Origin of the sequence: Ensifer sp. ENS07 (assembly GCF_014852185.1) — a bacterium.
In the GTDB taxonomy this organism is placed as follows: Bacteria; Pseudomonadota; Alphaproteobacteria; order Rhizobiales; family Rhizobiaceae; genus Ensifer; species Ensifer adhaerens.
In genome coordinates this window covers 340292-366301 of sequence record NZ_JACVBE010000003.1, presented here as the reverse complement: position 1 = coordinate 366301, position 26010 = coordinate 340292, and the positions used below count along the sequence as shown (strand labels likewise).

The 26010-nt window shown below is 57.8% G+C and carries 23 protein-coding genes; 7 read left to right on the top strand and 16 right to left on the bottom strand.

The window, feature by feature from the left end; all coding sequences use genetic code 11:
- Nucleotides 1-173 precede the first annotated feature (173 nt).
- The 4 genes from IB277_RS14315 (at nt 174) to IB277_RS14300 (ending at nt 4567) form a co-directional block, all read left to right on the top strand.
- Nucleotides 174-1208 carry an HlyD family secretion protein gene (locus IB277_RS14315; RefSeq protein ID WP_192371191.1) on the top strand — a complete coding sequence of 345 codons (1035 nt, stop codon included), beginning with the start codon at nt 174-176 and terminating at the stop codon, nt 1206-1208.
- Nucleotides 1205-2827 (top strand): MFS transporter, encoded by a 1623-nt coding sequence (locus IB277_RS14310; protein WP_192371190.1) that lies wholly within the window; start codon nt 1205-1207, stop codon nt 2825-2827. The genes IB277_RS14315 and IB277_RS14310 overlap by 4 nt, the downstream gene beginning before the upstream one ends.
- A gap of 249 nt (nt 2828-3076) precedes the next feature.
- A complete protein-coding gene (locus IB277_RS14305) occupies nt 3077-3430 on the top strand; it encodes a hypothetical protein (protein WP_192371189.1) in 354 nt (117 codons plus the stop codon).
- A 408-nt stretch (nt 3431-3838) separates the two neighbouring features.
- Nucleotides 3839-4567, top strand: coding sequence for a sensor histidine kinase KdpD (locus tag IB277_RS14300; RefSeq protein WP_192371188.1), 729 nt, complete (start codon nt 3839-3841; stop codon nt 4565-4567).
- A 217-nt stretch (nt 4568-4784) separates the two neighbouring features.
- On the opposite strand, the gene IB277_RS14295 is transcribed toward IB277_RS14300, so the two are convergent.
- The 5 genes from IB277_RS14295 to IB277_RS14275 all read right to left on the bottom strand — a co-directional run bounded on the left by IB277_RS14295 (nt 4785) and on the right by IB277_RS14275 (nt 11176).
- A complete protein-coding gene (locus tag IB277_RS14295; RefSeq protein WP_192371187.1) occupies nt 4785-6035 on the bottom strand; it encodes a TCR/Tet family MFS transporter in 1251 nt (416 codons plus the stop codon).
- Between the two features lie 169 nt (nt 6036-6204).
- On the bottom strand, nt 6205-8508 hold the full coding sequence (locus tag IB277_RS14290; protein WP_192371186.1) for an NADP-dependent malic enzyme: 2304 nt from the start codon (nt 8506-8508) through the stop codon (nt 6205-6207).
- A 93-nt stretch (nt 8509-8601) separates the two neighbouring features.
- Nucleotides 8602-8742: a DUF2474 family protein gene (locus tag IB277_RS14285; RefSeq protein ID WP_192371185.1), complete on the bottom strand. Its 141-nt coding sequence runs from the start codon at nt 8740-8742 to the stop codon at nt 8602-8604.
- Nucleotides 8742-9749 (bottom strand): cytochrome d ubiquinol oxidase subunit II, encoded by a 1008-nt coding sequence (gene cydB / locus IB277_RS14280; protein WP_192371184.1) that lies wholly within the window; start codon nt 9747-9749, stop codon nt 8742-8744. Before cydB ends, IB277_RS14285 begins: the two co-directional genes overlap by 1 nt.
- A gap of 11 nt (nt 9750-9760) precedes the next feature.
- The gene (locus tag IB277_RS14275; protein ID WP_192371183.1) at nt 9761-11176 is read right to left on the bottom strand and encodes a cytochrome ubiquinol oxidase subunit I; all 1416 of its coding nucleotides are present in this window, start codon (nt 11174-11176) and stop codon (nt 9761-9763) included.
- Nucleotides 11177-11682: 506 nt separating this feature from the next.
- Here IB277_RS14275 and IB277_RS14270 point away from each other — a divergent pair.
- Nucleotides 11683-13692 (top strand): DUF2849 domain-containing protein, encoded by a 2010-nt coding sequence (locus IB277_RS14270; RefSeq protein WP_192371182.1) that lies wholly within the window; start codon nt 11683-11685, stop codon nt 13690-13692.
- A complete protein-coding gene (locus tag IB277_RS14265) occupies nt 13679-14167 on the top strand; it encodes a DUF934 domain-containing protein (RefSeq protein WP_192371181.1) in 489 nt (162 codons plus the stop codon). The genes IB277_RS14270 and IB277_RS14265 overlap by 14 nt, the downstream gene beginning before the upstream one ends.
- Nucleotides 14168-14409: 242 nt before the next feature.
- Here the strand turns inward: IB277_RS14265 and IB277_RS14260 are convergent, their stop codons facing one another.
- Nucleotides 14410-15753 (bottom strand): PLP-dependent aminotransferase family protein, encoded by a 1344-nt coding sequence (locus tag IB277_RS14260; protein WP_210334497.1) that lies wholly within the window; start codon nt 15751-15753, stop codon nt 14410-14412.
- Nucleotides 15754-16135: 382 nt separating this feature from the next.
- Between IB277_RS14260 and IB277_RS14255 the strand changes: the two genes are divergently transcribed.
- On the top strand, nt 16136-17014 hold the full coding sequence (locus tag IB277_RS14255) for a methylenetetrahydrofolate reductase (RefSeq protein ID WP_192371179.1): 879 nt from the start codon (nt 16136-16138) through the stop codon (nt 17012-17014).
- A 116-nt stretch (nt 17015-17130) separates the two neighbouring features.
- Here the strand turns inward: IB277_RS14255 and IB277_RS14250 are convergent, their stop codons facing one another.
- The 10 genes from IB277_RS14250 to IB277_RS14205 form a co-directional block, all read right to left on the bottom strand.
- On the bottom strand, nt 17131-18339 hold the full coding sequence (locus IB277_RS14250) for an aspartate aminotransferase family protein (RefSeq protein WP_246805946.1): 1209 nt from the start codon (nt 18337-18339) through the stop codon (nt 17131-17133).
- Nucleotides 18336-19505 carry a phosphoserine transaminase gene (locus tag IB277_RS14245; RefSeq protein WP_192371178.1) on the bottom strand — a complete coding sequence of 390 codons (1170 nt, stop codon included), beginning with the start codon at nt 19503-19505 and terminating at the stop codon, nt 18336-18338. Before IB277_RS14245 ends, IB277_RS14250 begins: the two co-directional genes overlap by 4 nt.
- A gap of 13 nt (nt 19506-19518) precedes the next feature.
- Nucleotides 19519-20178, bottom strand: a complete 660-nt coding sequence (deoC, locus tag IB277_RS14240; RefSeq protein ID WP_192371177.1) for a deoxyribose-phosphate aldolase — start codon at nt 20176-20178, stop codon at nt 19519-19521.
- A gap of 101 nt (nt 20179-20279) precedes the next feature.
- A complete protein-coding gene (locus IB277_RS14235; RefSeq protein ID WP_192371176.1) occupies nt 20280-20687 on the bottom strand; it encodes a hypothetical protein in 408 nt (135 codons plus the stop codon).
- The gene (gene ccoS / locus IB277_RS14230) at nt 20677-20841 is read right to left on the bottom strand and encodes a cbb3-type cytochrome oxidase assembly protein CcoS (RefSeq protein ID WP_192371175.1); all 165 of its coding nucleotides are present in this window, start codon (nt 20839-20841) and stop codon (nt 20677-20679) included. The genes IB277_RS14235 and ccoS overlap by 11 nt, the downstream gene beginning before the upstream one ends.
- Nucleotide 20842: 1 nt before the next feature.
- Entirely contained in the window at nt 20843-23047 is a 2205-nt protein-coding gene (locus IB277_RS14225; RefSeq protein WP_192371174.1) for a cation-translocating P-type ATPase, read from the bottom strand.
- Nucleotides 23044-23541, bottom strand: coding sequence for a FixH family protein (locus IB277_RS14220; protein ID WP_192371173.1), 498 nt, complete (start codon nt 23539-23541; stop codon nt 23044-23046). The genes IB277_RS14225 and IB277_RS14220 overlap by 4 nt, the downstream gene beginning before the upstream one ends.
- Nucleotides 23538-24983 carry a cytochrome c oxidase accessory protein CcoG gene (gene ccoG / locus IB277_RS14215; RefSeq protein WP_192371172.1) on the bottom strand — a complete coding sequence of 482 codons (1446 nt, stop codon included), beginning with the start codon at nt 24981-24983 and terminating at the stop codon, nt 23538-23540. Before ccoG ends, IB277_RS14220 begins: the two co-directional genes overlap by 4 nt.
- Complete coding sequence (gene ccoP, locus IB277_RS14210) at nt 24983-25852, bottom strand: cytochrome-c oxidase, cbb3-type subunit III (RefSeq protein WP_192371171.1); 870 nt, start codon at nt 25850-25852, stop codon at nt 24983-24985. The genes ccoG and ccoP overlap by 1 nt, the downstream gene beginning before the upstream one ends.
- Nucleotides 25849-26007 (bottom strand): cbb3-type cytochrome c oxidase subunit 3, encoded by a 159-nt coding sequence (locus IB277_RS14205; RefSeq protein WP_192371170.1) that lies wholly within the window; start codon nt 26005-26007, stop codon nt 25849-25851. Before IB277_RS14205 ends, ccoP begins: the two co-directional genes overlap by 4 nt.
- Nucleotides 26008-26010: the final 3 nt, after the last annotated feature.

Sequence of the window (26010 nt, the reverse complement as noted above, 5' to 3'; positions counted from 1 at the left end):
CCCGTTGACCTCCCGCTACGATCTTAAACCGGCTCGTTGCTCACATTTTTTGAACCCGTGCGGTTGGGCTAGTTGGCGCGTCTTCTGCGTCCTTCAGTGCCCATCTGATCGCCTTGACTGGTAACGCAAGTTACCGTAAGAGGCCTTGGTAACAAACATTACCGGAGGGCGTCGTGGCGCAACTCAAAAAGAGACAAGTGATCGGCCTCCTACTTTGCCTCGGCTCAGCGGCAGTCGGAGCTGGAGGGTGGGCCTGGGCTCGCTCGTCGGGCGCAACATCGACTGACAACGCTTATCTTCGCGGAGACCTCACCTCGCTTGCACCGAAGGTCTCGGGCTACATCACCGCGGTACAAGTCAAGGACAACGAAACCGTCCACGCTGGCGACGTTCTGTTTCGGATCGATGAGCGCGACTATCGCGCCCGTCTTGCCCAGGCGGTCGCCAACGTGGACGCAGCTCAGGCGCGCTTGACGAACGTCGATGCAGAGACCGAGCTCCAGCACGCTCTTATCAAACAGGCAGAAGCTCAGAAACGCTCGGCAGAGGCTGAGTTGGACCTTGCAACAAAAGCATACGAGCGTCGTCGCGAACTCATCCGAAGCAATACAATCAGTCAAGCCCACGTGGATGAGAGCGACGCAGCGCGGACGAGAGCTGAGGCGGGCGTTTCGGCGGCCTCAGCAACCATCGAGGCTCAGCAGCAACGGATCGCAGTACTCGCGGCCCAACGGGAAGCGGCCGTTGCGGCCGTTTCTCAGGCAGAGGCGGCTCGTGATCTTGCACAAATCGATCTTGAAAGCACTGTTGTACGTGCGCCGGTGGATGGCGTCATCGGCAACCGCCAGGTCCGCGTTGGCCGATTTGTGTCTCCCGGTACGCCTCTCCTGGATATCGTTCCTGTAAACGATGTCTGGGTGGTTGCAAATTTCAAGGAAACCCAATTGGAATACATCCAGCCCGGCCAGAAGGTACAAATTACGGTCGATGGTTATCCAAACGAACGCATTGAAGGCGTGGTAGACAGCTTCGCACCCGGCAGCGGATCCGCGTTTAGCCTGCTGCCCACCGACAACGCCACGGGCAACTTCGTCCGCGTGGTGCAGCGCGTTCCCGTCAAAATTCGGTTTACCAACAATCCGTTACCGGGTCGTTTGCTACCCGGACTGTCTGCCCGGGTCTTCGTTGACCAAGAAAGCGGTTCATGACAGCGGTCACACAAGCGCCCCCAGCTCTCGATAAAACGTCGTCTGGTGCGGCGCTAATAGCGGGCATAATGCTGGCTGCTTTGACGGAAGCGATCGCCAGCACTGTCCTGTCGCTCGGGCGCGGCGACATCATCGGTGACGTATACGCAACTCCCGACGAATTCGCGTGGCTGGATGTCGGATACACGGCTCTCAAGCTAATCGGGTTCCTTGCCGCACCCTTCCTTATGAACCGCCTCAATCCACGCGGTCTGGTCATTGGCGCCGCGTTGGCGATGGGCGTCGCATGCGGGATAGCGGCCCTTACCACTCGGCTAGATGTCTTGATCACGCTCCGCATAGTGCAGGGCTTCGCCGGAGGCACCCTGCTCGCCGGCGGACAAGCGTTGATTTTTCTAAGCTACTCGCGCTCTAACCAGCCGCTTCTTCAAGCGCTCTTCGCTGTCGGGTCCGTTGTCGCGCCAGCAACAATCGCGCCTGCCCTTCAGGGTTGGTTGCTCGACAGCGAGTCATGGACCTGGATATTTTTCAGCGTGGTACCAATAGCGCTCGCGTCGGCGGGTCTGATGCTGGTAGAAGAGACTCCGATGGCTGAAAGGCGCCCGCTGCGTCCATTCGATGGGGTCGGGTTTCTGCTGATCTCCCTGTCTGTTTGCTGCCTGACCTATGTGCTTAGCCAAGGAACCCGCTGGGACTGGTTCGAAGAACCCCGCATCCTTTGTCTGGCTGTCATCGGGATCGCCGCACTTTTGATGTTCTTGGGACAACAGGTGCTGGTAAAGGACAGGGGCTTGTTGGACTACACGGTATTTCGATCAGAGGACTTTTGCTTCGCGTTCATCGTGAGCTTTGTCGCAGGCGCCGCGTTGTTTGGAAGCGCCTATTTGATCCCGTCGTTTGCCGTTTCAATCCTTGCATTCACGCCTACTGACGCAGGACTACTGCTCTTGCCGAGTGGCGGACTTTTCGTCTGCGCGCTGCTTTTCGCCGCTTTCCTTATGCAAGTCCGCCGGGTTCCTCCTTTTGCGACGGTTCCCTTCGGCATCTTGTTGATCATGGGCTCAATGTGGATGCTATCCGGGTCCACCGCCGAAAGCGGTACGGATACGATGATGCCGGCGATCCTGCTTCGAGGTCTTGGTCTCGGGTTTCTATTCCTTTCGATCACGTTGATTGCGTTTGGCAAGCTCAACGAGAAAAACCTCGTGTCGGGCATCGGTTTGTTCAATACCGGAAGGCAGTTCGGCGGATTGATCGGAGTCGCTGCTCTTCAGACACTCATCGACCACAATGTGGCCTGGAACTTCTCGGTTCTCGCTGCAAACGTCACGGGGGGCGGGACAGCGGTCATTCAACGAATGACGACCACGACGGCGATGTTGATTTCTAAGGGGATGGATGCCGCACAGGCGGGCCGCGCCGCCGTAGGCCTCCTCGGCAGGTCCGTATCGGGGCAGTCGGCAGTGATCGCGTTCGACACCGCATTCAACGCGGTGGCTCTGTTATTTGTCGTCGCCGCCCCTTTCCTGATCGCCGCGAAGATCGGGCTCACACGCCTCGCCAAGGCACGCGCGGCAAAAAGCACCCCTTCGATACAGACAGAGCGCCCCACCCCGTAGCACCGTCAGACATGCCCCAGTCGCGGTTTCGACAATAGCCGGCCGGCCAACCTCCCCGCCACGAGAGCGGCGGAGCGTGGCGGAGAGACTGTCCGGCGATGCCGATCCAACTATCCGATGGACCACCACCTATCGGGAGGAACCGACCCACACCTTAGTACAGTGCCATGATGCACCTGTAGAATAGGCTCCCCGAACCAATAAGCGCATCCTGTTCCTTACAAAACGCAAGTATCCGTGGAGGAAAGAATGCGCAATGTCCTCGGAACCACGCCGCCCGCGACTTTCCTAGCCACGGTGTTTATCGCCTCGGTCCTAGCCCCCTGCCCGGCTCATCCCCATGACGCCGTTCCCACCAACGCTAAACCGCAGGGATGGAGCTATCCATACTCGTGCTGTTCCGGGATCGACTGCCGCCAAGTGAGCGAAGAGGCGATCAGCGAACGCCCTGAAGGCTACGTTATCAACGGTACCGGCGAGGTCGTCACTTACAAAGACCATCGGGTCAAGTATTCACCCGACGGCGTATACCACTGGTGTTCTGTCGCGGGCGCGGAGCACAGCAAGACGATTTGCCTGTTCGTTCCGTCGAAGAGTTTTTAGGAAATCTCGGACGCGGGCCGATGTCGAATACATTGGAGCGCCTTTTTCGCGTCGCTCCTTTCTAAACTAGCGCTTAGATCAGTCGTGAAGACTCCATCTCCTGGAGCGTTATACGCCTCAGGCGGCAATCTTCGGCTGGAGATTCACTATGAAGACCGTCCCGGCAATCATACACATCTTCGCACTGTGCACCTGCTTTGTGATGCAGGTCGCCGCCCCACAATCTGCGAGAATGCCCGGCGTTCGTCGCGCCATCCAGACGATCGAAAACACCTGCGCAACAAACACAGTCAAACGAGCGCGAGAAGGTTGCCAGCCAGCCCAGTATAGTGGCCTGAAAGATCGCTGTTCGCGCGATGAATTGGGCTCGTACATCAATCAATGCAGCCACATTCAGAGGTAACGCACATGAGCGGCTTACTGACTGCTATAACGACCGGCAACAATCACGCTTCATTTAACCTGCGGCGCACCAGCGATTTCCAAGCCACCCTTCTGGCGATGGCCGGTCACGACCTGCGACAACCACTGCAGGTCATTCAGAGTGCCTACGAATGGCTCGGCGACCGTATCGCAAGTAATTCGGACAAAGCGCAATGGGAACGCGGAGAACGTGCGATCGGTAGATTAGCCGAGCAGCTTGACCGCTTGGTCGGTGCTTTACGGCTCGTCGAACAAATCGATACCATAGAAATTTCCCGCGTGCCGCTCTGCCCCTTGTTTCAACGAATAGCCGCGGAAAACGAGCTATTCGCGCGTGAAAAAGGCGTCGATATCCGAGTCTGCGCCACGCATTGCAACGTGATGAGCAATCCGGTGCTGCTGGAAGGCATCATGCGAAATCTCGTTCGCAATGCCGTCAAATACACGGGCCGAGGGGGATCTGTTTTGATCGGATGTAGGTCTGCCGGACATGAGATGCGGCTCGACGTTTACGATACTGGGATCGGTATAGCGCCCCATCAGCTACCAAAGATCTTCGATGCGTTCGAAAGGCTCGATACGACGCACGTGGACGGCCTCGGAATAGGATTGTTTGTCGTGCGTCGCGCCGTCGACCTGCTGGGCCACCGGGTCGAGGTTCGTTCCGAGGTCGGCCGTGGGTCTCGTTTTTCAGTCTTTGCGCAAACCAGCTGACCCTCATAGATCTCAATCGCATTTGCCGAGCTTTTCAGGCGCTGGTTCCCCTGACATTTCCTCGCCGTCCGACTTCTGCTCGCTTTGGTAACGATGGACTGTTCGGGGGCGTTCGCAAAGCTAACTCATGGTATGGGCGGTGGACCGTCGGAGGCTTTGCCGCAGACAAACTTCACACAACACGCCCAATAGGGCGCGCCGGAGCTTTCCAGGCAATTCAGGCGTCCCTCGCCAGGTCTTGGGACCGGCCGTCGGGGCCGGTGCGGACGCGCTGTTGGAAAATGAAGAGAGAAATGACGACAAGAGAGAAGGCAAGAATATAAGGCGCGCCTGAGAGGGAATATCCGACCGGCGGTCGCGTGAAGTAGCCAAACACGTGCGTGAAGATGAATGGTCCAAGGATGGTCGTCAGGCTTGAAACGCTGGCAAGCGCGCCCTGTAGTTCCCCTTGAACAGACGGGGGAACCTGCGCAGAGGCAATACTGCGCAATGGAGGGTCCGCGAGCCCTTCGAGCGCCGTACTTATGATCACCGCGTAAACCATCCATCCCTGCCACGCAGCGGCGTATCCTGCCATGCCCAACGCGGCGAACGCCATTCCGGCCACCGCCGTGCGCCGTTCTCCAAATCGCGCCACGGCGCGCGGGAGTATGAAAATCATAACGAACGCGCCCCCTATTCCGTATATTCCGAGAGACAATCCGATTTGTCCTTCAGTCCAATCGTGACGATATGCCAACACAAAAGACCAGACCGAAGAGTAAACGGTGTGCGCCAGCCAGTAGAGAAAGAACACGAGACCAAGCCAACGTATGCCTGGATATCTTTGCATATGGCGAAGAGTGCCGATAGGGTTGGCGCGTTTCCACTCAAAGTGGCGCCTATTTTCGGAACGCAACGTTTCTGGCAGGAAGAACAAGCCTATCACAAAGTTGAGGAACGAGAGTATCGCCGCGCCATAGAAAGGCACCCTGGGGCCAAACTCCCCCAGAACGCCACCTATCACAGGCCCCAACGCAAAACCCATTCCTGCCGCGATGCCGATCAGTCCGAAGTTCTTGGACCGATCGCTATCGTTGCTGACATCGGCGATATACGCAGACGCTGTCGCGTAGCTCGCTCCGCTGATTCCCGCGAGAACGCGGCCCACAAAGAGCATCCAATAGCTCGTCGCGAGCGCGCAGATGGCGTTGTCGACTGCGAAAGTGAAAACGGTTAACAGTAGAATGGGCCGTCGACCAAAGCGGTCGCTTAAATTCCCAACCAGCGGTGCAAAGAGGAATTGCATTCCCGAATACACGAACACGAGCCAGCCCCCTTGGATCGCTGCTTCGCCGATCTCGGCACCCGTTAAATCTTCGAGGTAGGCCGGTAGCACCGGCATGATGATGGCGACGCCCGCCACGTTGAGGAAGAGGGTAACGAAAACCAGAAACAGGCCGCGCCGCACGCGCTTTTCGTCAAGCATGACGCCCCCGATGGGTTCGCGGTACGAAAAACTAAAACAACCTCACCATTAGATGTATCCCATTGTCAAAAATCAGACAATGCGGGGGCGCCGGGAACAGCAACCCTTTCAAGGTGCTTGAAAGGGTTTCCCAGGCGGTCGTCTAACGACCGCCTGGAAGGTTTGGCGGTTATCGAGCGTGCTGGGCTTCGATGGCTGCGAGCGCTGTCATGTTGACGACGCCGCGCGACGTCACTGACGTGCTCAGGATATGCGCGGTTCGGGCCGCGCCAAGCAAGAGCGGCCCGACATGTAGAGCGTCGGTAAGTTCCTTCACGACGTTGAGAGTGATATTGGCAGCGTCCAAGTTCGGGAACACCAGAAGGTTAGCCTCCCCCGTTAGCGCCGAACCGGGAAACACACGATCCCGGAACGTTTGAGAGAGTGCGGCGTCCCCGTGCATCTCGCCGTCGTACTGGAGATGCGGAACCTTCTTGCCAACAATCGCTGCTGCATCCCTCATTTTTCGGGCATTCGCCGAATCTCTGGATCCGAAATTCGAATGCGATAGTAGCGCCACCTTCGGCTCCAAGCCGAAACGCGCCACCATCTCTGCTGCCATCTTGGTCATATCGGCTATCTCACCCGCAGTCGGGTCATAATTGACATAAGTGTCGGTAAGGAAGAGCGCGCCTCTCTGCGAGATCAATAAGCTCAGGGCCGAGAAGTCATGGATTCCGGGCACCTTTCCAATGATTTGACGGACGACATCAAGGTGATGCTCGTACCTTCCCACGAGACCGCAAATCAAAGCGTCGGCTTGATTCAGCATGACCGCCAGCGCTGCGATCACAGTGGTGTCGGTGCGTACGATCGTACGCGCGCTTTCCGGAGTTACGCCGGCTCGACCCGCGAGGGAAAGATAAAGGTCGACATACTCGCGATAGCGAGGATCGTCTTCTGGATTAATCAATTCGAAATCGACCCCAGGACGAACTTTCAGACCAAAGCGCCTCAATCGCGCATCCACGACCTGTGGTCGTCCGACCAGTATCGGTCGGGCAAGGCCTTCTTCTATTATCACCTGCGTGGCACGTAGAACGCGCTCGTCTTCGCCATCGGAATAAATCACACGCTTGGGTTCGCTCAGCGCGCGCGCTGCGGCGAATACCGGCTTCATTATCATGCCTGAGCGGAAAACGAACCGGTTAAGGCGGTCAACATAGCCCTCCATATCATCGATCGGGCGGCGGGCTACCCCTGATTCCATCGCCGCCTTTGCCACGGCGGGCGCAATCCATAGTATCAACCGCGGATCGAAGGGCGAGGGTATGATATGATCCGGACCGAAGGTCGGCGTGTCGCCGGAATACGCCCTGGCAACGGTTTCTGAAGGCTCTTCCCGCGCGAGCGCGGCAATAGCCCGCACCGCGGCCATCTTCATCTCTTCGTTGATGGTGGTTGCACCCACATCTAAAGCCCCACGGAAGATGTGGGGAAAGCACAACACGTTGTTGACTTGGTTGATTTGGTCAGAGCGTCCAGTGCAAATGATTGCGTCCGGCCGAACGGCTCTCGCTTCATCTGGCATGATCTCTGGCGTAGGGTTGGCTAATGCTAGGATCAACGGTGACACGGCCATCGATGCAACATGCTCGGGTTTCAATACGCCGCCTGCGGAGACCCCAAGGAAAACATCGGCACCTTTGATGACGTCCGTCAGCGTGCGCGCCTCGGTAGCCTGCGCATACACTTGCTTCCAGCGATCCATAAGGGTGTTTCGCCCTTCGTAGACGACGCCGTCTTTGTCGCTAACCCATATGTTCTCGACTTTAGCACCGAGCGTGACGAGCAAGTTGAGACAGGCGATCGCGGCGGCACCCGCCCCCGAGGTGACGATCTTGGCGCTCTCTATTGACTTGCCCGTAAGCTCCAGGCCGTTGAGAACCGCTGCCGCGACAATTATTGCAGTCCCGTGCTGGTCGTCATGGAAGACCGGAATTCTCATCCGCTCACGCAGTTTCTCTTCTATTTCGAAACATTCAGGTGCCTTGATGTCTTCGAGATTGATTCCGCCGAACGTTGGTTCAAGCGCAGCCACGACGTCGACCATGCGCTCTACTTCGCTCGCGTCCACCTCGATATCGAAGGCGTCTATGTCCGCGAATTTTTTGAAGAGGACAGCTTTTCCTTCCATAACCGGTTTGGAGGCGAGCGGGCCAATACTGCCAAGGCCAAGGACTGCTGTGCCATTGGAGACTACCGCGACAAGATTGCCGCGCGCGGTGTATTCCGTCGCTGCCGCAGGGTCTTGATGAATGGCGATGCAGGGGGCCGCAACCCCTGGCGAGTAGGCGAGAGCCAGATCGAGTTGGTTACCCAGTGGCTTAGTTGGTCGTATCTCGAGTTTTCCCGGCTTTGGATGCCGGTGAAAGGTGAGGGCCGCTTCCTCGTATCCTGAAAACGGGGATTGGGAGGCATTCTTTTCGCTCATCTGCATTCCTCTGGATGCCACCGCTTTCCGCGGTGCGCCCCTTTGTTTTGGTCTCGCCCGTTGGGGAAAGATCCTGCTGTGTTGGAGTATTCTTTAGGCGGTCATCCCGGCCGCGCTCATCAAAAGCCGAAAGAACCCTGCCGCCACCGCCAAAGCAGCAACGCTCGAGCTCCAAATGATAGCGAGCCAACCGATGCGGCGGAGCCACAGGCGTTGAGTGGGAGCAGTCGACATCAGTGATATCCTTCCCCGGCCCTCACCTTTCCGCGGAAGACGTAGTAGGACCAGGCCGTGTAGGCGAGAATAAAGGGGATGATGAACAACGCGCCGACCAGCGTAAACGCCATGCTTTGGACAGGCGCGGCGGACTCCCAGATAGAGACAGCGGGCGGGATTATGTTAGGCCAGAGGCTGATTGCCAGACCTGTGTAGCCAAGGAAGAGGAGCAAAAGGGATAGGAGAAATGGCGCGGCATCGCTTTGTCCCCTGAGCGTCCGTAGCAAAGTCCATGTCGCCACGGTTACGAGAACCGGCACTGGCGCGAAGAAGAGCAAATTCGGCAACGAGAACCACCTCTGCGCGATATTCGGGTGGGCGAGCGGCGTCCAAAGACTGACGATCGCGATGACGCCCAACAGCCCGATCGTGATCGGGCGACCAAGTTCGCGCATCCGCCGTTGAAGCTCGCCTTCGGTTTTCATTACGAGCCAAGTCGCGCCTAGAAGCGCATAGGCAAACAGAAGGCCGATGCCCGCGAAAAGCGCGAAAGGCGAGAGCCAGTCAAGAGGTCCACCCGCATACGCGCCGTCCCTCACCTTAAAGCCGTTTATAAAGGCGCCGAGCGCGACACCTTGCGAAACGGTTGCGACGTAAGAGCCCCAAGCGAAGGCCTTGTCCCAAAAAGCCTTGTGAGCCTCGTCAGCCTTGAAGCGAAATTCGAAAGCCACACCGCGCCAGATCAGCCCCGCCAGCATGAGTACCAAAGGCAGGTACAACGCGCTCAGGATCACCGAGTACGCCAAGGGGAACACAGCCAGAAGGGACGCCCCGCCTAGTACCAGCCATGTCTCGTTACCATCCCAGACCGGTGCGACACTGTTGACCATCACGTCCCTATCATCCCGATCATGAACAAATGGAAACAAGATTCCGATTCCTAGATCGAAGCCGTCCATGATCACGTACATCATCAAGCCGAACGCGATGATGATTGCCCAAAGGAGAGGTAGATCGATACCCAAGATTTTTCTCCTCAATCCAGAGAAGGATCGACATCGTCGGGTGCCGCAGACAGCGGCCTCGCCGGTCGATGAGATCTGCTCCCGTCATCCTTTGAGGGCTGTTCCGCGGATGCTATCGGGCCTTTTGCCATGAGTTTCAGCATATAGCTGACCCCCGTGCCGAAGACGGAGAAATACATGACGATGAAGACGAGCAAAGTCGAGGAGAGCGCTACGGCAGAATGGTTCGATACCGCTTCTTCGGTCCGCATCACGCCGTAAACGATCCAAGGCTGACGGCCAATTTCCGTCGTGTACCAGCCGGCGAGAATTGCAATGAGACCGGAAGGTCCCATCAACATCGCAAAGCGGAGCAGTAGAGGCGACGTATAGAGCTGGCCTCGCCAACGGCACCAGGCACCCCAGAGACCAAGAACCATCATAAACATGCCGAGGCCGGCCATAATACGAAAAGACCAAAACACGATCGCGGAGTTGGGCCGGTCGCGTGGCGCATATTCAGTGAGGCCGGGAACCTGGCCATCCAAGGTATGCGTAAGTACGACGCTGCCAAGCCGCGGAACTTCAATTGCGTACCGAGTTTCCTCAGCTGCCATGTCTGGCAATCCGAACAGAACAAGCGGCATGCCTGCGCCTGGCTCGTTTCGCCAATGGCCTTCAATCGCGGCGATCTTTGCAGGCTGGTGTTTTAAAGTATTAAGCCCGTGCAGGTCGCCAATCGCGATCTGTAAGGGGGCAACGAGCAGAACCATCCACATCGCCATGGAAAACATCGTTTGCACGGCGAGATGATCGTTTCCTCGCAAAAGATGCCAGGCTCCAGACGCCCCCACGAAAAGCGCGGTCGCGAGGAAAGCTGCCACCGTCATATGCGCAAGACGGAAGGGGAAGGAGGGATTGAAAATCACCTTTAGCCAGTCGACGGGCACAACCACGTTATCGACGATTTCGTATCCCTGCGGGGTTTGCATCCAGCTGTTTGAAGCAAGAATCCAAGTTGCGGAAATTAAGGTGCCGATGGCAACCATGATAGTCGCAAAGAAGTGGAGTCCAGGCCCGACCTTGTTCCACCCGAACAACATGACGCCGAGAAACCCGGCTTCGAGGAAAAATGCGGTCAGGACTTCATAAGCAAGCAGCGGCCCGGTGATCGAGCCGGCGAAGGCAGAGTAATAGCTCCAATTGGTGCCGAACTCGTATGCCATCACCAATCCAGAGACCACACCCATGGCAAAATTCACCGCGAATATCGCCGACCAAAAATGGTACAGATCTCGATAGACGATCTCCTTCTTCCATAACCACATGCCTTCGAGAACGGCGAGATAGCTCGCCAGACCTATGGTGATTGCAGGAAAGACTATGTGGAAGGAGATGGTGAAGCCGAATTGCATCCGCGCCAGTTCGAGAGCGGTCAATCCAAACATTGACTTCCCTCCCGCGCTCCAGGTTCGCTCGTAGGATTCCACAAGTTCGATGGCGAGGATCCGAACGCACTGAATCCGCGCGATTGGTCGGTCCGTTTTTCAACCATTGCCAAGAATGCGTCGATCATGTGCTCACCGTACTTATGGGGGACTCGTCCTTGATCGAAGAACGACCAAGGCCGAGCTTGCCATGTTCAGCCTAAACCGAGCGTCCCCAGATTAGGAGCTAGACATAGATATACGTGTCTCAGAAGAGATGACGTCCATACACTGGAGCGAATACAGCCATACATAGCCCGAAGCAAGAGAAACCTCCAGTCAGCGACTGGCGACAATTTTTATCAGAAAACAAGCTCGCATGAGCAAATTATGTCAATTTCGGCCAAAATATAAAAGACACTAGCTTCATATTGTATGTTTTATTGCCGTACTTTCAAGTGCCGCACAGAAGTGCGGGAAACGGACGTGCCGTTGGGAATTAACAGTATGTCAAGCGGAGAGCGGGGATGTCGCACAGTGTAATTACCGGAAACCGGCTGGACGACGGCGTGGTTGTTTGGATGGATAAAGCAGAAGCTTGGGTCGACCGGATTGAGGGAGCTGCTGTGCTCGGTACGGAAGATACCGCGGCCGTTGTCGAGAAATTGCAGATGCGCGACAGTAACGTGGCGATCGATATCCGGGCCATTTCTGTCGAGACCTCCCAAGGTACTCCGGTCCCGGTCGCTCGCCGTGAGCGACTACGAAGTGTTGGCCCCAGCGTCAGACCCGATCTCAGCGTAACGTCACCTGGAAACCGTTGGACGACACAGAGACCCCCGGCTCCGCCATCAGCAATTTCGACGTCACCCTTTGCGGGGATCTACCGGTACGACGAGTACGATCGGCAGTTCCTGCGGGATCGCGCCGAGCAATTTCGTGGCCAAGTACTGCGCCGCATCGAAGGCGAATTGAGCGAAGAGGAATTCAAACCGCTCCGACTAATGAACGGGCTCTATCTTCAATTGCATGGCTACATGCTTAGAGTGGCACTCCCATATGGGGTCCTGAGTTCTTTCCAGATGCGCCAACTTGCCCATGTTGCCCGCTACTACGATCGCGGGTATGGACATTTTACAACCCGCCAAAATATCCAATTCAACTGGCCCAGGCTTTCCGACGCGCCGGACATTCTTGCCGTCCTCGCGGAAGCGGATTTGCATGCCATCCAAACCAGTGGGAACTGCGTCCGCAACGTGACGACGGACCATTTTGCAGGAGCGGCGGCCGAAGAAATCGTTGACCCTCGGCTCTATGCGGAGATATTGCGGCAATGGTCCACCGACCATCCCGAATTCACCTACCTACCTCGCAAATTTAAGATTGCGATCACCGGTAGCCCCCGAGATCGGGCGGCTGTCCGCGTCCACGACATCGGCATTTTGGCCCATCTGAACGAGGATGGTCTACCCGGTTTTCAGGTATTCGCCGGAGGTGGTCTTGGGCGGACGCCTATAGTGGGCACGAAGGTGCGTGAATGGCTTCCGGTCCGCGACTTGCTACGCTACGTCGAGGCAATCTTGCGGGTGTACAATTCGCTCGGACGTCGAGACAACATCTACAAGGCGCGGATCAAGATACTGCTTCGCGACATGAAACCGGAACATTTCATCGAGATGATCGAGGACGAATTCGCCGCAATGCCCCCGGATGCCAACGCCCTTGATGAACGCCTGATCGCGGCGATGGCCGCACGGTTTGTCGATCCTCCCTTCGAAGATCTGCCGGCAGTCACCATCGCGCTTGAAAAAGCCAAACGAAGCGAGCCGGCTTTCTTGGCGTGGTTTAATAGTAATACCCATCGTCATCGGCGGTCAGGATACGTCTCGGCGGTCATCTCCTTGAAGCCGGTTGGTGGAATTCCCGGCGATGTCAGTGCGGACGAAATGGATCTGATCGCCCGAGCGTCCGACGTCTTCTCCTTTGGGGAGATCCGGGTGTCCCACGAACAGAACGTCGTGCTGCCGCACGTGCGCGAGGACCGTCTATACGAACTCTGGCATATGCTGAAAGAAGGTGGATTGGCCTCTTCAAACATCGGCTTGCTCACGAACATCATCTCCTGCCCCGGGATGGACTATTGCAGTTTGGCGACTGCGCGCTCGATCCCCGTCGCGCAGCGTATCGCGGAACGTTTCGCAGATGGGGAGAAGGAGAGAAACATCGGTCCGCTTGATCTCAATATCTCAGGCTGCATCAATGCGTGCGGGCATCATCATGTGGCCGGGATCGGGTTGCTGGGCGTCGACAAAAATGGCGATGAAGTTTACCAGATCACTCTTGGTGGATCTGCAGATGAAAAAGCAACCATCGGCAGCATCCTGGGTCCCGCGGTTGACGCCGACCATGTGCCCGACGCGATAGAGGCGATTACGGAAACTTATGTCGCGAACCGGTCGGAGAGCGAGAGTTTCCTTGAGACTTACAGGCGTATTGGAGCGTCACCCTTCAAGGAGGCCGTTTATGGCCGTCATTAATGGCGATGCTGAGGTGATTGTCGACTACTGGACCTATCCGGAGACAGATGCCGTTCCCCACAGCCAAGGGCCGTACGCCGTACCCTGCGAAGTCTTGGAACAAATGCGCGGCGACGGAATTTTCAAGCGCCCGCTGGGGGTCTACGTCTCGGCCGGCATGACGGCAGAAAGGATCGTACCGTTTTTGAAGGACCTTGAGCTAATCGTTGTCGAGTTCCCGAAATTCCGTGACGGACGTGGCTTTACGGTCGCCCGCACCCTGCGGGAGAGACACCAGTTCAAAGGGGACATCCGCGCGATCGGGCATGTACTGCCCGACCAGCTAAACGCCCTGAGGATGTGCGGCTTCTCGAGTATAGTGACCCCTCAAGAACACCCTCCATCCCAGTGGCAGCATCGCGTTGGCCCGCACTCCGCCACAGACAGTAGCAGCCCGCTGTTACGACGGTTGCTCGTGCGATCTCCCGGAGCGTGATGTTTGGTTACCGAAGATTGACGGCCGCCAACCATGGCACGGAGGTGTCCCGTGGGCATGCGGCCGTCCGCCTTGGCAGGCGTTTGCTTCCGCGGCCTCTTTCCGGATGCCGACCGCCAAGACGGACGCAGCAGTTCTGGCCGTTGTTCAACGTGGACGTGTTTCTGGGGGACTCAAATTCCCGAACAGCCGAATAGCCTATGATGCGCTGATCACGCGGAACTATATCGCCACGCTATCGCTCAGACCACCGCCCGTGCTGCGATCGAGGGTTGGGATATGAGCGTCGCAAGCGAAGTCAAACCATCTTCGAGATCGCCCCGGTCCGGAGCGACGCCCAAGGATATACGGACCGCTTCCATCGGATGGGCCGCTGTTGCGAAGGCCGAACTCGGGACAATGGAAACTCCTGCCCGGTCCGCGTGTTCCGCAAAGTCGACGGCACGCCAGTGATCCGGCAAGCGCAACCAAAGATGATGCCCCTGTGGGTCGGCCGCAAACGAGAGATGCCCCAGGATCGAAGACGCGATTTTTTGTCGTTCCGCATTTTCGCAACGGATCGAGTCCGTAAGATCTTGCAGTACCCCCTCCGAAATCCACCGGCTAGCCAACGCCGACATTAAAGGGGGCGCCATCAGGAGCGTTGCGCGCAGGACGCCAGCCAGGCGCAGCGCCTTCGTGGCACTCGGCGCAACGACGTAAGCAACCCGGAGAGCTGGCGTCGCGCACTTCGATAGCGTTGCGATGTGCCAGGTTATGTCGGGCGCGAGTTCTGCCAATGAAACGGTTCGCTCGGTCCTCAGCGGCGAGTAAGGGTCATCCTCCACGATCAGTACGCCATGCTTCCTTGCGATAGCCGCCAGTTCTCGGCGACGATCTTCCGGGAGTGTCGCTGTCGTGGGATTGTCAATACTTGGGACCACGTAGAGCATCTTCAGGTTGCGCTGGCGGCAAGCTTTTTCGAACGCTTCCGGCACAATGCCGCGCTCATCCATTTCGAGCGACTCAATGTATAGGCCCTTCTGAATGGCCACGGCCTTGAGACCTGGGTATGTCATCGAACCCGCCGCAACGAGGTCGCCTCGGTTGAGGAGCAATTCGCAAAGTGCAAACAGCGCGCTTTGCGCTCCACCGGTCACGACAATCCGCTCGGAGGTCACTCCTTCGATCCTGCTCCCGAGCCACCTCGCCGCGGCCACCCGATCAGGCTCCGAGCCGGTGCTTTCCTGATAGTGAAGGTGCAGCAGACCCTTCGGGCTTCCTAGAATACCCGCAACGCCGCTCGATACTAATTTCCTGAGATCGAGTTCCGAAGGCTGAGAAGGAATGTTCATGCTGAGATCGATCAAGGACGGGCTCTGTTCGCCTGCTTCGCCATCAAGCGTTTCGCTGATGAACGTCCCGCGACCAGCCTGCGCCGACACGAGCCCCCGACGGCGCGCTTCGTTGAATGCGCGCGTCACGGTGGTGAGGTCGACGCCGAGAGCCTCAGCTATAGCTCTTTGAGCAGGAAGTCGATCTCCCCGCGCTACGCGGCCCGAACGGACGTCCGCTTCCAATGCTTCGACGATACCGAGGTACTTCATCCGCGCGGTCTCGACTAATCTCGGCTTCCACATATCTGCCCTCAATCCGTATGCCCTGTTGACATACAATTCGACTAGCATGTATGGCTTTGAGAAGGAAGTCACGAACGCGTATGTTGGAATGTGTGTCCTCTAGCCACTTCCGACCTCATATCAGGTTTGGCGGCAATTCACCAACGCCATACAGGACGAGTCTGGCGACGAGGGCAAATCCCGCTGGGTTGAGGATTCGGTTGAGCGCAATTGCCGCTTCGGCGGTTGCTTGTGAATCTCCCTGCGCTCCCCATGGCCAGCCTTTGCTTCACACGGGGCCGGTTGGCGTGCGGCAGGAACCATCCGTTCGTCCCACGCCGGTTGTCGGGCAGTGAACACGAGGTTGGATATGCGGAACGAAAATGCCCCATTCGATATAAAAATCCACGCAGATGGTCCGTCCTTTGCACTCGAAGTTACCGGAAAGGACATCGGGCAGATAGAAGCTGCCAAGAGCAGCATTGCTTCGGGAACGCCCATCAACATCGCTTTCTTGGGCAATGAGGATCATTCCCAGCGTGTTAACGCGGCTCGCGTGATCAGGGTCTGCGGTTTCGAGCCGGTTCCTATAATTTCTTCACGTCGTCTTCACTCTGAGGCGGATCGGGACACCCTGATAGGGGGGCTAATCCGCGAAGCTGCTCCTGAACGCTTTATCTTCGTGGGCGGCGATCCTGCTTACCCGGCGGGCCCATTCGAAGACTCGCTGGCGCTGTTGCGGAGCGACGTGATTAGACGGCATTCCATCCGTCATGCGGGCATCGTCGCATACCCAGAGGGGCACCCTAAAATCGCCGCGGAAAAACTCTGGGAGTCGCTTAAATGGAAGGTCGGGTTCCTCGCTGACGCCGGGTGTTCGGTCGAAATCACCACTCAATTCGGATTCGACGCCGACGCGATCGTACAGTGGCTGGAGCGCCTGCGTAAGGAAGGTATCAATTCGCCGGTCCGGATCGGAGTGCCCGGACCGGCGGCTGTCGGGAAGCTTCTAAGGTACGCGAAGCAGTTCGGGGTAATCACGTCCGCTTCGATCGCTCGCAGGTATGGCCTTTCTTTGGCCAACAACTTCCATCGAGTGGGACCGGAGCGCTTTTGGAGACGCCTTGGCGCCGGTCTGATCGGGCGCGATCTTGGCCCTGTACATTATCACCTCTACCCCTTCGGAGGGATCGAAGATGGGGTAAAGTGGCTGAGTCACGCTCTGGAGCAGCCCTCAACCACAGATTAAAAGCGACGCGGGTTTCCGCCCCTTGATGGTACGTCGTTGTTACAAAAGGCGCCCCTCGAACGCGGCTGCTGCCGCCGGCTTTTAACCTAGCGTAACAGCCTCGCTCTGTCGCCAAATTACGGCCTCTCTCTCAGCGATCTGGCGACGCTTTGCAGCCGTTCCAGCCCCTCTTCTATTTCCTCGTCCGCCAGGTTAAGCGGCGGCAACAGCCGCATTACGTTGTCACCGGCGGCAACGCAGAGCAGGCCGCGCGCACGTGCGGTAGAGACCGCGAGTTCCATAGGTACAACACACCGCAATCCCAAGAGCAACCCTTCACCACGAACCTCGGTGAATACATCGGAGTATTCCTCTGCGAGCCTCGAAAGCGCTGAATATAGCCGCCTCCCTTTGCGCCGCACTTCGTGAAGAAATGCCTCATCGGCAATTATTTCGACGACCCTTTTCGCTACAGCCATCGCCAACGGGTTGCCACCGAAGGTACTGCCGTGCGTCCCGGGCTTCATACTCGCCGCTACTTGTTCGGTAGCAAGACACGCTGCGACCGGAAAACCATTACCCAGACCCTTTGCCGCAGCGAGTATATCCGGCGTCACTGGCGAGTTCTCATAAGCGAACAGGTGGCCGGTCCGACCGACACCCGTTTGTACTTCGTCGAAGATGAGTAAGGCACCTTGGCGATCGCATAGAGTCCGGATCCGCTCGAGATCGCTAGGATCCAACGCTCGCACGCCACTCTCTCCCTGTATGGGTTCGACGAGAACTGCCGCTGTGTCGGCTCCGCACGCGGCCTCAAGAGCGCACAGATCACCAAACGGAACGGCCTCGAATCCCGGAACAGCGGGGCCGAATCCCTCAAGGTACTTCTCACGCCCGCCTGCGGCGATCGTGGCCAAAGTGCGGCCGTGGAAAGCTCCCTCGAAAGTCACAATTCTTTGGCGTTCGGGATGGCCGTTCGCAAAGTGGTGTCGGCGTGCGGCCTTAATGCATGCCTCGATCGCTTCCGCACCCGAATTGCAGAAGAAGACCCTGTCTGCGAACGTCTTCTGACAAAGCAACCCCGCTAGCGCCTCTTGCTCTGGGATGCGCACTGCGTTCGAAACGTGCCATACCTTCGCCGCCTGCCGGACGAGGACGTTGAGTAGCTCCGGGTGGGAATGCCCAAGACCGGTTACGGCGATACCCGTTGCATAGTCTAGGTACCGGTCACCATCGGCGTTGAACAGCCACGAACCTTCACCATGCGTGAACGAGATATCCGCGCGACTGAAGCACGGAAAGAGGTGCACAAGGCCATCGGTATCGTCGATGCTCATCTCCTTCATGCGATCACCGAGTCCCTCGTCTGATAGTATGCCCAATTCAGCCATTCCAGCGCCAACTCGAGGTCCGACGTCTCAACCGTTGCTCCGCACCAGAATCGAAACCCCGGTGGAGCGACGCGGTAGGCACCGACATCAAAAGCCACGTTTTCCTCCTGAAGCAGCCGGACGACTCCCGTAGCGATTTTCGCTTGCAGCTCTGCATCGCCCGCGAATCGGGGATCTACAATTTTTAGGCAGATCGACGTTTGCGAACGAATTTCCTCACGGCTTGCTAAGAAGTCGCACCAATTGGTTCGTTGCACCCATTCGTTCGCACGAGCGAAATTCGCCTGGCACCGGGCCTCGAGAGCAGGCAGCCCACCGATATCACGCGCCCAAAGCAACCCGTCGATTGCATCCTCAACTGCCAGGAGCGATGGAGTATTTATGGTCTCACCGGCGAAAAGACCCTCTGTGACCAATCCGCGGGCAACCATGCGAAAGACCTTGGGCACCGGCCAAGTCGGCACGTGATCGATCAGTCGCTCAATTGCCCGCGGGCTGAGCACAATCATGCCATGGGCGCCCTCTCCACCGAGAACCTTCTGCCATGACCAAGTTGTGACATCGAGTTTGGACCAAGGAAGATCCATGGCGAAAGCGGCCGATGTTGCATCGCAGATCGTTAACCCCGTTCGCTGGGCCGCTATCCAGTCCCCGTTTGGCACGCGCACCCCGGACGTTGTCCCATTCCAGGCAAAAACGACGTCACGATCTGGTGACGCCTGCGAGAGGTCAGGAAGTTCACCATAGGAAGCCTCGAAAATCCTTCGGTCCTCGATCTCGAGCTCCTTCGCGACGTCTGTCACCCAATCCGAGCCGAAGCTCTCCCACGCGAACACGTCCACACCACGTGGGCCGAGAAGGCCCCACAGCGCCATCTCAATTGCTCCAGTGTCGGACGCAGGGACGACGGCGATACGATAGTCTTCAGGTATCTTCAGCACGCCACGCGTGAGATCGATCACCTCACGCAGTTTGGCTTTACCCGGTTCGGACCGATGGGAGCGGCCCAAGACCGCTCCTTCAAGGGCGGACAGTGACCAACCCGGACGCTTCTTGCAGGGACCGGACGAAAAGTTCGGGCTCTGCGGCTTTTCAAGCGGCTTCTCAGGCGAAAACGGCATCGGTTCAACCCACCTATGACTTTAGCACCAGCGGTCCGACGCTTGTTCCGATGCGGTTTGCACCGGCATTGAGCATCTGTAACGCGTCAGCGCGGGTCCGGATTCCGCCCGACGCCTTGACGCCGATTTCCGTACCGACCGTCTTCCGGATGAGTGCGATGTCATGCACCGTAGCGCCGCCCGTCGAGAAGCCCGTCGATGTTTTCACGAAGTCGGCTCCGGCGGTGGCTGAGATGCTGGAAGTCGTGATTTTTCCCTCGTCAGAAAGCAATGCGGTTTCGATAATCACTTTCAGAATCTTTCCCGTGGAAGCTCTTCTGATCGCAGCCAGTTCGGTTTCGATGTCGCGGTAGCGACCGTCGACAAAAGCGCCGAGGTCAATCACAACATCAATCTCGTCCGCGCCTTGTTGGATTGCCATCTCTGTCTGTTTGAGTTTTACAAGGGTCAATTCCGCGCCGAGTGGAAATCCCACGACGCATGTCGTTTTGACACCCGAGCCTTTCAGGGTTTGAGAGACGCGACTGACATGGATGGGATTCACCACAACCGAGCAGAAACCGAATTCGATGCCCTCGGCGCAAAAGCGCCCGATTTCCTCAACACTGGCGTTTGGCTTTAGGATCGTGTGATCGATCAGGGAGGCGATTTTCCGGCTATTGTCATTTTGCATGACGTTTCTTTCTGTGATGTTGATTTGCGTTCGCGGTGGACTATGCCGACTGCCTTCCCAGGCTACCTGAGGACGCCTGGTTTGTGAGTTGGAGGTGACATCTACTCCTGGACTTTGGCCGGCGGAGCTACTGGGACCTGCTCCGCTTCCAAGTCAGGTTCCATCACTGCGAGGATCAACGTCAGAACCACGATAGGAACACCAACTAGAGCTCCATAAAACGCAACGTCCATGCCGAATTGCATACAGCCAATCATGATCGCGAGAACAAGATTGACCATAGTCCAGGGCAACTGGTCTGCGGCAAAAAAGCTGCGGTACGCGAATCCCAAAAGACGTGTCCCCGTCGTCCGAGGCAAAACGACGAACACAATCCAAGCAGTGCAGGCCCAGAAAGCCCCAGCAGGGCCGGCATAAAGGCCCCCAAAAACCGGTGCCAGCCCGGAGGTCAGAACCAAGGCGAACGCCTTTCGTCTTTTGGTGGATTTAATGAATTCTTCATGCGTCATGGAATGTCTCCACTTTGTCGTCGTCGAGGAATATTCGCTCAGCAGCACCGTCGAGATCGTCGTACTGACCATTGCGCAGGGACCACAGGAAGGCGATTACTCCGAATGATCCAAGCGTGAGAGCTAGAGGTATGAGGAATAGCAGCGGGCTCATTTCAAGGCGCCTCCGCCCCCGGGGGCTGTGCGCGAAGCGCGTTTAATGTGACGATTATCGAGCTTGCCGACATCGCCGCTGCCGCGATCAAAGGAGACGCCCACCCCATAACGGCAATTGGGATTAGGGCGACGTTGTAGACAGCTGCAAACGTAAGGTTCTGCCGGACGATCCCGGCCGACTTTAGCGCGGTCCGGTGGGCAACGGTTATCGATGAAAGCGTTTCCGAGGGGAGGACGAAGTCCGCGGCCACCTGCGCAGCCGGAACACCGTGTCCGAAGCTCGCCGACACAAAGGCGGCGGCTAGAGCGGGAGCATCGTTCAGTCCATCCCCGATCATCAGCGGTTTCTTCCCGCTCGCGCCCCATTGCCGTAGGAAATCGGCTTTCTCCGTTGGCTTCAGCCCCCCATGGCACTCTTCGATCGCGAGGTCATCCGCACATCGGTCGACCGTAGCGCGACGGTCGCCGGAGAGGAGGGCCACTTTCGCCCCTCGCCTTCGGAAGTAAGCAACTGCCTCTGGCGCATCCTTGCGCACATTTTCACTGACGAGGAACCTCACCGGCCCCACCGAATGCGACACCATCCAAAGTTCACCGGCTACATCGATCGTCTCTTGACGCACGTCGCAGAAGACCGCGCTTCCGAGGCGCGCCCGTTCGCCGTTTACGAGACCCGAAATTCCCGCACCGGGTGTCTCGAATAGCTCTTCGACAGGGTCCTCACCTCCGAGGCGGCGCGCCATTGCACGTGCATAGGGATGCCGGCTGACCCTTGCTAGCGCTGCCGCGATTCGGAGGGCAGCGGGATCCGACGGCATCGAGACCAGTTCCGGTCGGCCGTCGGTCAACGTCCCCGTCTTGTCGAACGCTACGCTGTCGATCGCCGCCAATCTGTCCAAAGCATCACCGGAACGTACGAGTATACCTCTCCGGAGCAGACCGCCGATTGCCGCCACCTGAACTGCTGGAATGGCGAGACCGATCGCGCAGGGGCATGCGATGATTAGGACAGTGATGGCATGCAAAAGCGCGGTGGGAATGTCGGAACCGACTATGAGCCACCATCCGACGAATGTGAGAAGCCCGACGGCGTGTATGAGAGGCGTCCAAATGGCAGCTAGCCGATCGGCCATTGTGGCCGCCCGGCCCTTATTGAGTTGAGCCTGTTCAACCAGTCGAAGTATTTCTGATAGGTGGCTTTCGGCTACGGGTTTACTAGCCCTTATGCGTAACTCGATCGGCCCATTGACACAGCCCGCCAGGACTTCGTCGCCAGGGCGTACCAAGTCGGGAAGGGTCTCTCCGGTAACCGCCGAGCGGTCGAGAGTAGATTCCCCGCTCACCACATGACCATCGACCGGCAGCGTCTCGCCGCCAGCGACCAAGACGAGCATCCCCGGCAGCACCGCCGAGGCTGGGATGACTGTCGTCTCAAGATCATCGCTGACAATCGTTGCGTGCTCGGTTCGCATCATCGCCAGGCGCTCTATAGCCTCACGGGATTTGGCGCGAACCCGGAAGTCGAGATAGCGACCAACGAGGAGAACGAAGAGCAGTGTCGACACACTATCGAAATACACGTGCCCGTTGCTGCGAAAGAGTTCCATGAAGCTGATTGCGGCAGCCAGCACGAGAGCGGCGACGATAGGTACGTCGATGTTTGTGCGGCCGGCTTTAAGCGCGGTGAACGCTGACCGGAAGAAGGGTCGGCCAGCGATAGCGAGGGCCGGCACCGTGACCAACGCCGACAACCAATTGAAAAACGCCTGCGTCCCAGCCGACATGCCCTGCGCCTCGCCCGCCCAGACGGCCCATGCCAGCATCATGACGTTGGAAGAAGCGAATGCTGCGATCGCCAGGCAACGGAGCAACTCGCGGCCAGTTCGACGGTACGAAACACTCAGTGAGCCCGCGTCATAGGGTGCGATCGCGTAGCCGAGGTCGCGGACAGTCGCACCAATAGCTTCAGCATGGTCAGCGCTTCCGGTCCATTCGACCGACAACCGGCGAAGGGTGAGATTCACTCGGGCCTTCGTGATCGAAGGATCGCCGGCAAGACCAGCCTCGATCTTGCGGATACAATTTACGCAATGTACCCCTTCAACCAAGAGATCGATTTGCTGTGCTCCGTGATCATTAGCCGAAGCAAAGGCTGCAAGAAGCGTAACCGGCGGAGCTGGGGAACGAGTTGATCCGCTCTTCATGGCAGTACCTCGATCTCGTCGATGATATGAACAACCTGCTCGGCGCGTTGTATCCGCGCTCGGATGAACCACCGGCCAGCGAGTGGCACTGAAAAATGAGCAAGATAGCTCCCGTCTGACTGTCGCTCGTAGTTCACCGCCTGTATCTGAGGGAAACGGCTCATGCGCTCCGCGGTCGCGCGCAGTTTGTCCGCGACGACCGGCTGTCCATTGCCATCGTGAATGCGAAGCGACAGCCGGCCTTCAAGCTTTTCACCTTGCTCGAAGGAGACATCCGTCCTCCAGCCTACCTTCTTTTCCACCTGGCGCTGTGCGAGAACCTCGTTGTAGTTCAGGCCAACGGAATAGGCGTTGTCTGTGACGAGTCCGGGAAAGCTCTGGCTAGCCAGAGCGATGAACGCCGCCTCGAGAATGAAGAGAAGGGCGAAGAACGCAACAAAGCAACCAGGAATCCAGAGGTCTTTTGAAATTGCGGGCGGATGGTCGGGTGTCATCGCGCCGGCCCCCAGAAATAGGTCTCCACCTCTCCAAGTGTCTCCCCGCTCTCGGAATCACTGACGACAAGACGTACGCTCTCCCGCCCAGCCGGCGCTTTCCCGGGTACTGCTGTGACAAACAGCCGGTCTGTTACCCTACGGCTTTCAGGCATCGCGATCGCCACCGTTTCCGCAGATTTTGTGGACTCGGCAAATCTCAGCGTTGCTCCGGGTAGACCTTCTACATGGATCGAAACACCGTGGAGCGAGCCTAACCGATGGGCAAGGCGGAAGCTGAAGTCGTTGCGAACCGAACCATCGGACAACTGAACAAAAGGTTGACCACGTTGCGGTTCGATGTCCACCAACACGCTTTTCATATTCAGCGTCCCGAAGACAATCGCCGCAAATGCGCCAAGACAAAGCACGGCATAAGCAACGATTTTGGGTCGAACAACCCTGATCTTTGGACCGTGGAATGAGCCGGCCGTCTCCGATCCTTCGACATCGAAGCGGATGAGACCGGTCGGACGTTCTATCTTGGTCATGACTTCATCGCATGCGTCAATGCAAAGACCACATCCGATGCAGCCCATCTGCAGTCCTTCCCGGATATCGACTCCCGTCGGACAAACATTTACGCACCGCAGGCAATCGATGCAGTCTCCGCGAGTGGATTCAAATTCACTTGCCTGGCGTGCGAGCGCGGTAAGATCGGTCAATCCAGATCGTAGCGGGACCTTTTTCTTGCCGCGCGGCTCTCCACGCCACTGCTGATAGGTGACAACCAGACTGTCCTTGTCCAGAAGAGCGGCCTGGAAACGGGGCCACGGGCACATATGCAGGCATACGCGTTCCTTCGCGTAGGCCGCGAACAACCAAGTGGTAAGTGTCAGCACGCCGATCGAAATGTACGCGCCCGCAGGCGCGGTCCCTCCGGCCAGCTCCAAAGGCAGGCTCGGTGCGTCGTTGAAGAAGGCTGCAAATCCGAACGCGGTCAGAACTGCAAGCGCAATCTGAACGACCGGCTTGGCGATCTGCGAAGAGACGCTGCCCTTGCCGAACACCCTTTCAGAGTAGCGTTCGACCGTAAAGAACAAGTCAGTCCAAACGGTCTGCGGGCATGCGAACCCACACCAAACGCGCCCCGCGAGGGTCGTGGCACCGAACAATCCGAATGCGGCCAATATCAGCGCGCCGACCGCTATTGGCAAGTCTTGCGGCCAGAACTCGAGACCGAAGATGAACAATCTCCTGCCTGGAAGGTCGAAGAGCACTGCCTGATCGGGCAGCAGCGGTCCGCGGTCCCAGCGGAGCCACGGAACTGCGAAGTAGAAGGTCAGAAGCGCAACGGCCAGACCCGTCTTGATGGTGCGATAGCGCCCGCGTACAGTTTGGGGAATCGGCAGACGCGTTGGATTGCGACGCGAAACAGCGTCGTGGATCGTGGTGGTCGCCATCACATTTCCCCGCCACCGAGCGTATGGACGTAAACAGCAAGCATTCGGATGGTCACCTCGTCCAGACGTCCTTCCCAAGTCGGCATCTGGCCCATTTTCGGCTGCGTGATTTGTCGGACGATTGCGTCCACTGTCCCGCCATAAAGCCAAATCGCGTCGTTCAGTCGGGGCGCACCAAATTCGCGGCCGCCCTCCCCGTTGGGGCCGTGGCAGCTGGAGCAGTTATCCGCGAAGATCGTAGCTCCAGGCATGGAGGCCCTGGTGGTGTCGCGTCCACGATCAGAAAGGCTGAGTACGTAGTTCGCAGCGGCTGTGATTTCGTCGGGACTAAGAACACCACCGAAAGCCGGCATTTCACTCACCCGCGTATCGTCCCCGGAGCCTCGGATACCGTGACGGATCGTGGTATGGATATCGGAGATCTTGCCCCCCCAGAGCCAGTCGTCATCGGTCAGCGAAGGGAACTGACCGATCTGCCCACCGGCGCCGACCCCATGACATGCCGCGCAGTTTTCGTTGAAGGCCGCCTGGCCGCCAGCGATAGCAAACCTTCGCAGGTCATCGTTACCCTCAATTTCCTCAAGGGCGGTCGCGACTATCTGCTTTCTCCAGGAGGCCTGCAACTCACGCGCCTGTTGGGTGGCGTCGGCCAATTCCTTTTTGCTCGACCAATCCAAAACACCCCGCGCGTAGCTCTTCGTAGTCGCGAAGGACGGATAGAGGACCAGGTAGCCGATCGCGAATATCCAAGTGATGATGAAGGTAATCAGCCACCAGTTAGGGATCGGCGTCCTTAGTTCTCGAATGCCGTCCCATTCATGCCCGGTGGTAACCTGACCGGTCAGTTGGTTGCGCTCGTGAATGCTCATCGGTTGCGTCTTTCTTCCTCGAATGGGATCAGCGCGTGAAGCTCCATGACTCTACGTGCCGACGGGCGGAACACGTGCCAGAGGATCCCGCCAAACAACGTGACGGCGATGACGAGCCAAACGTTTAGGAATGAACTGATGATGGATTGCAGCATGGC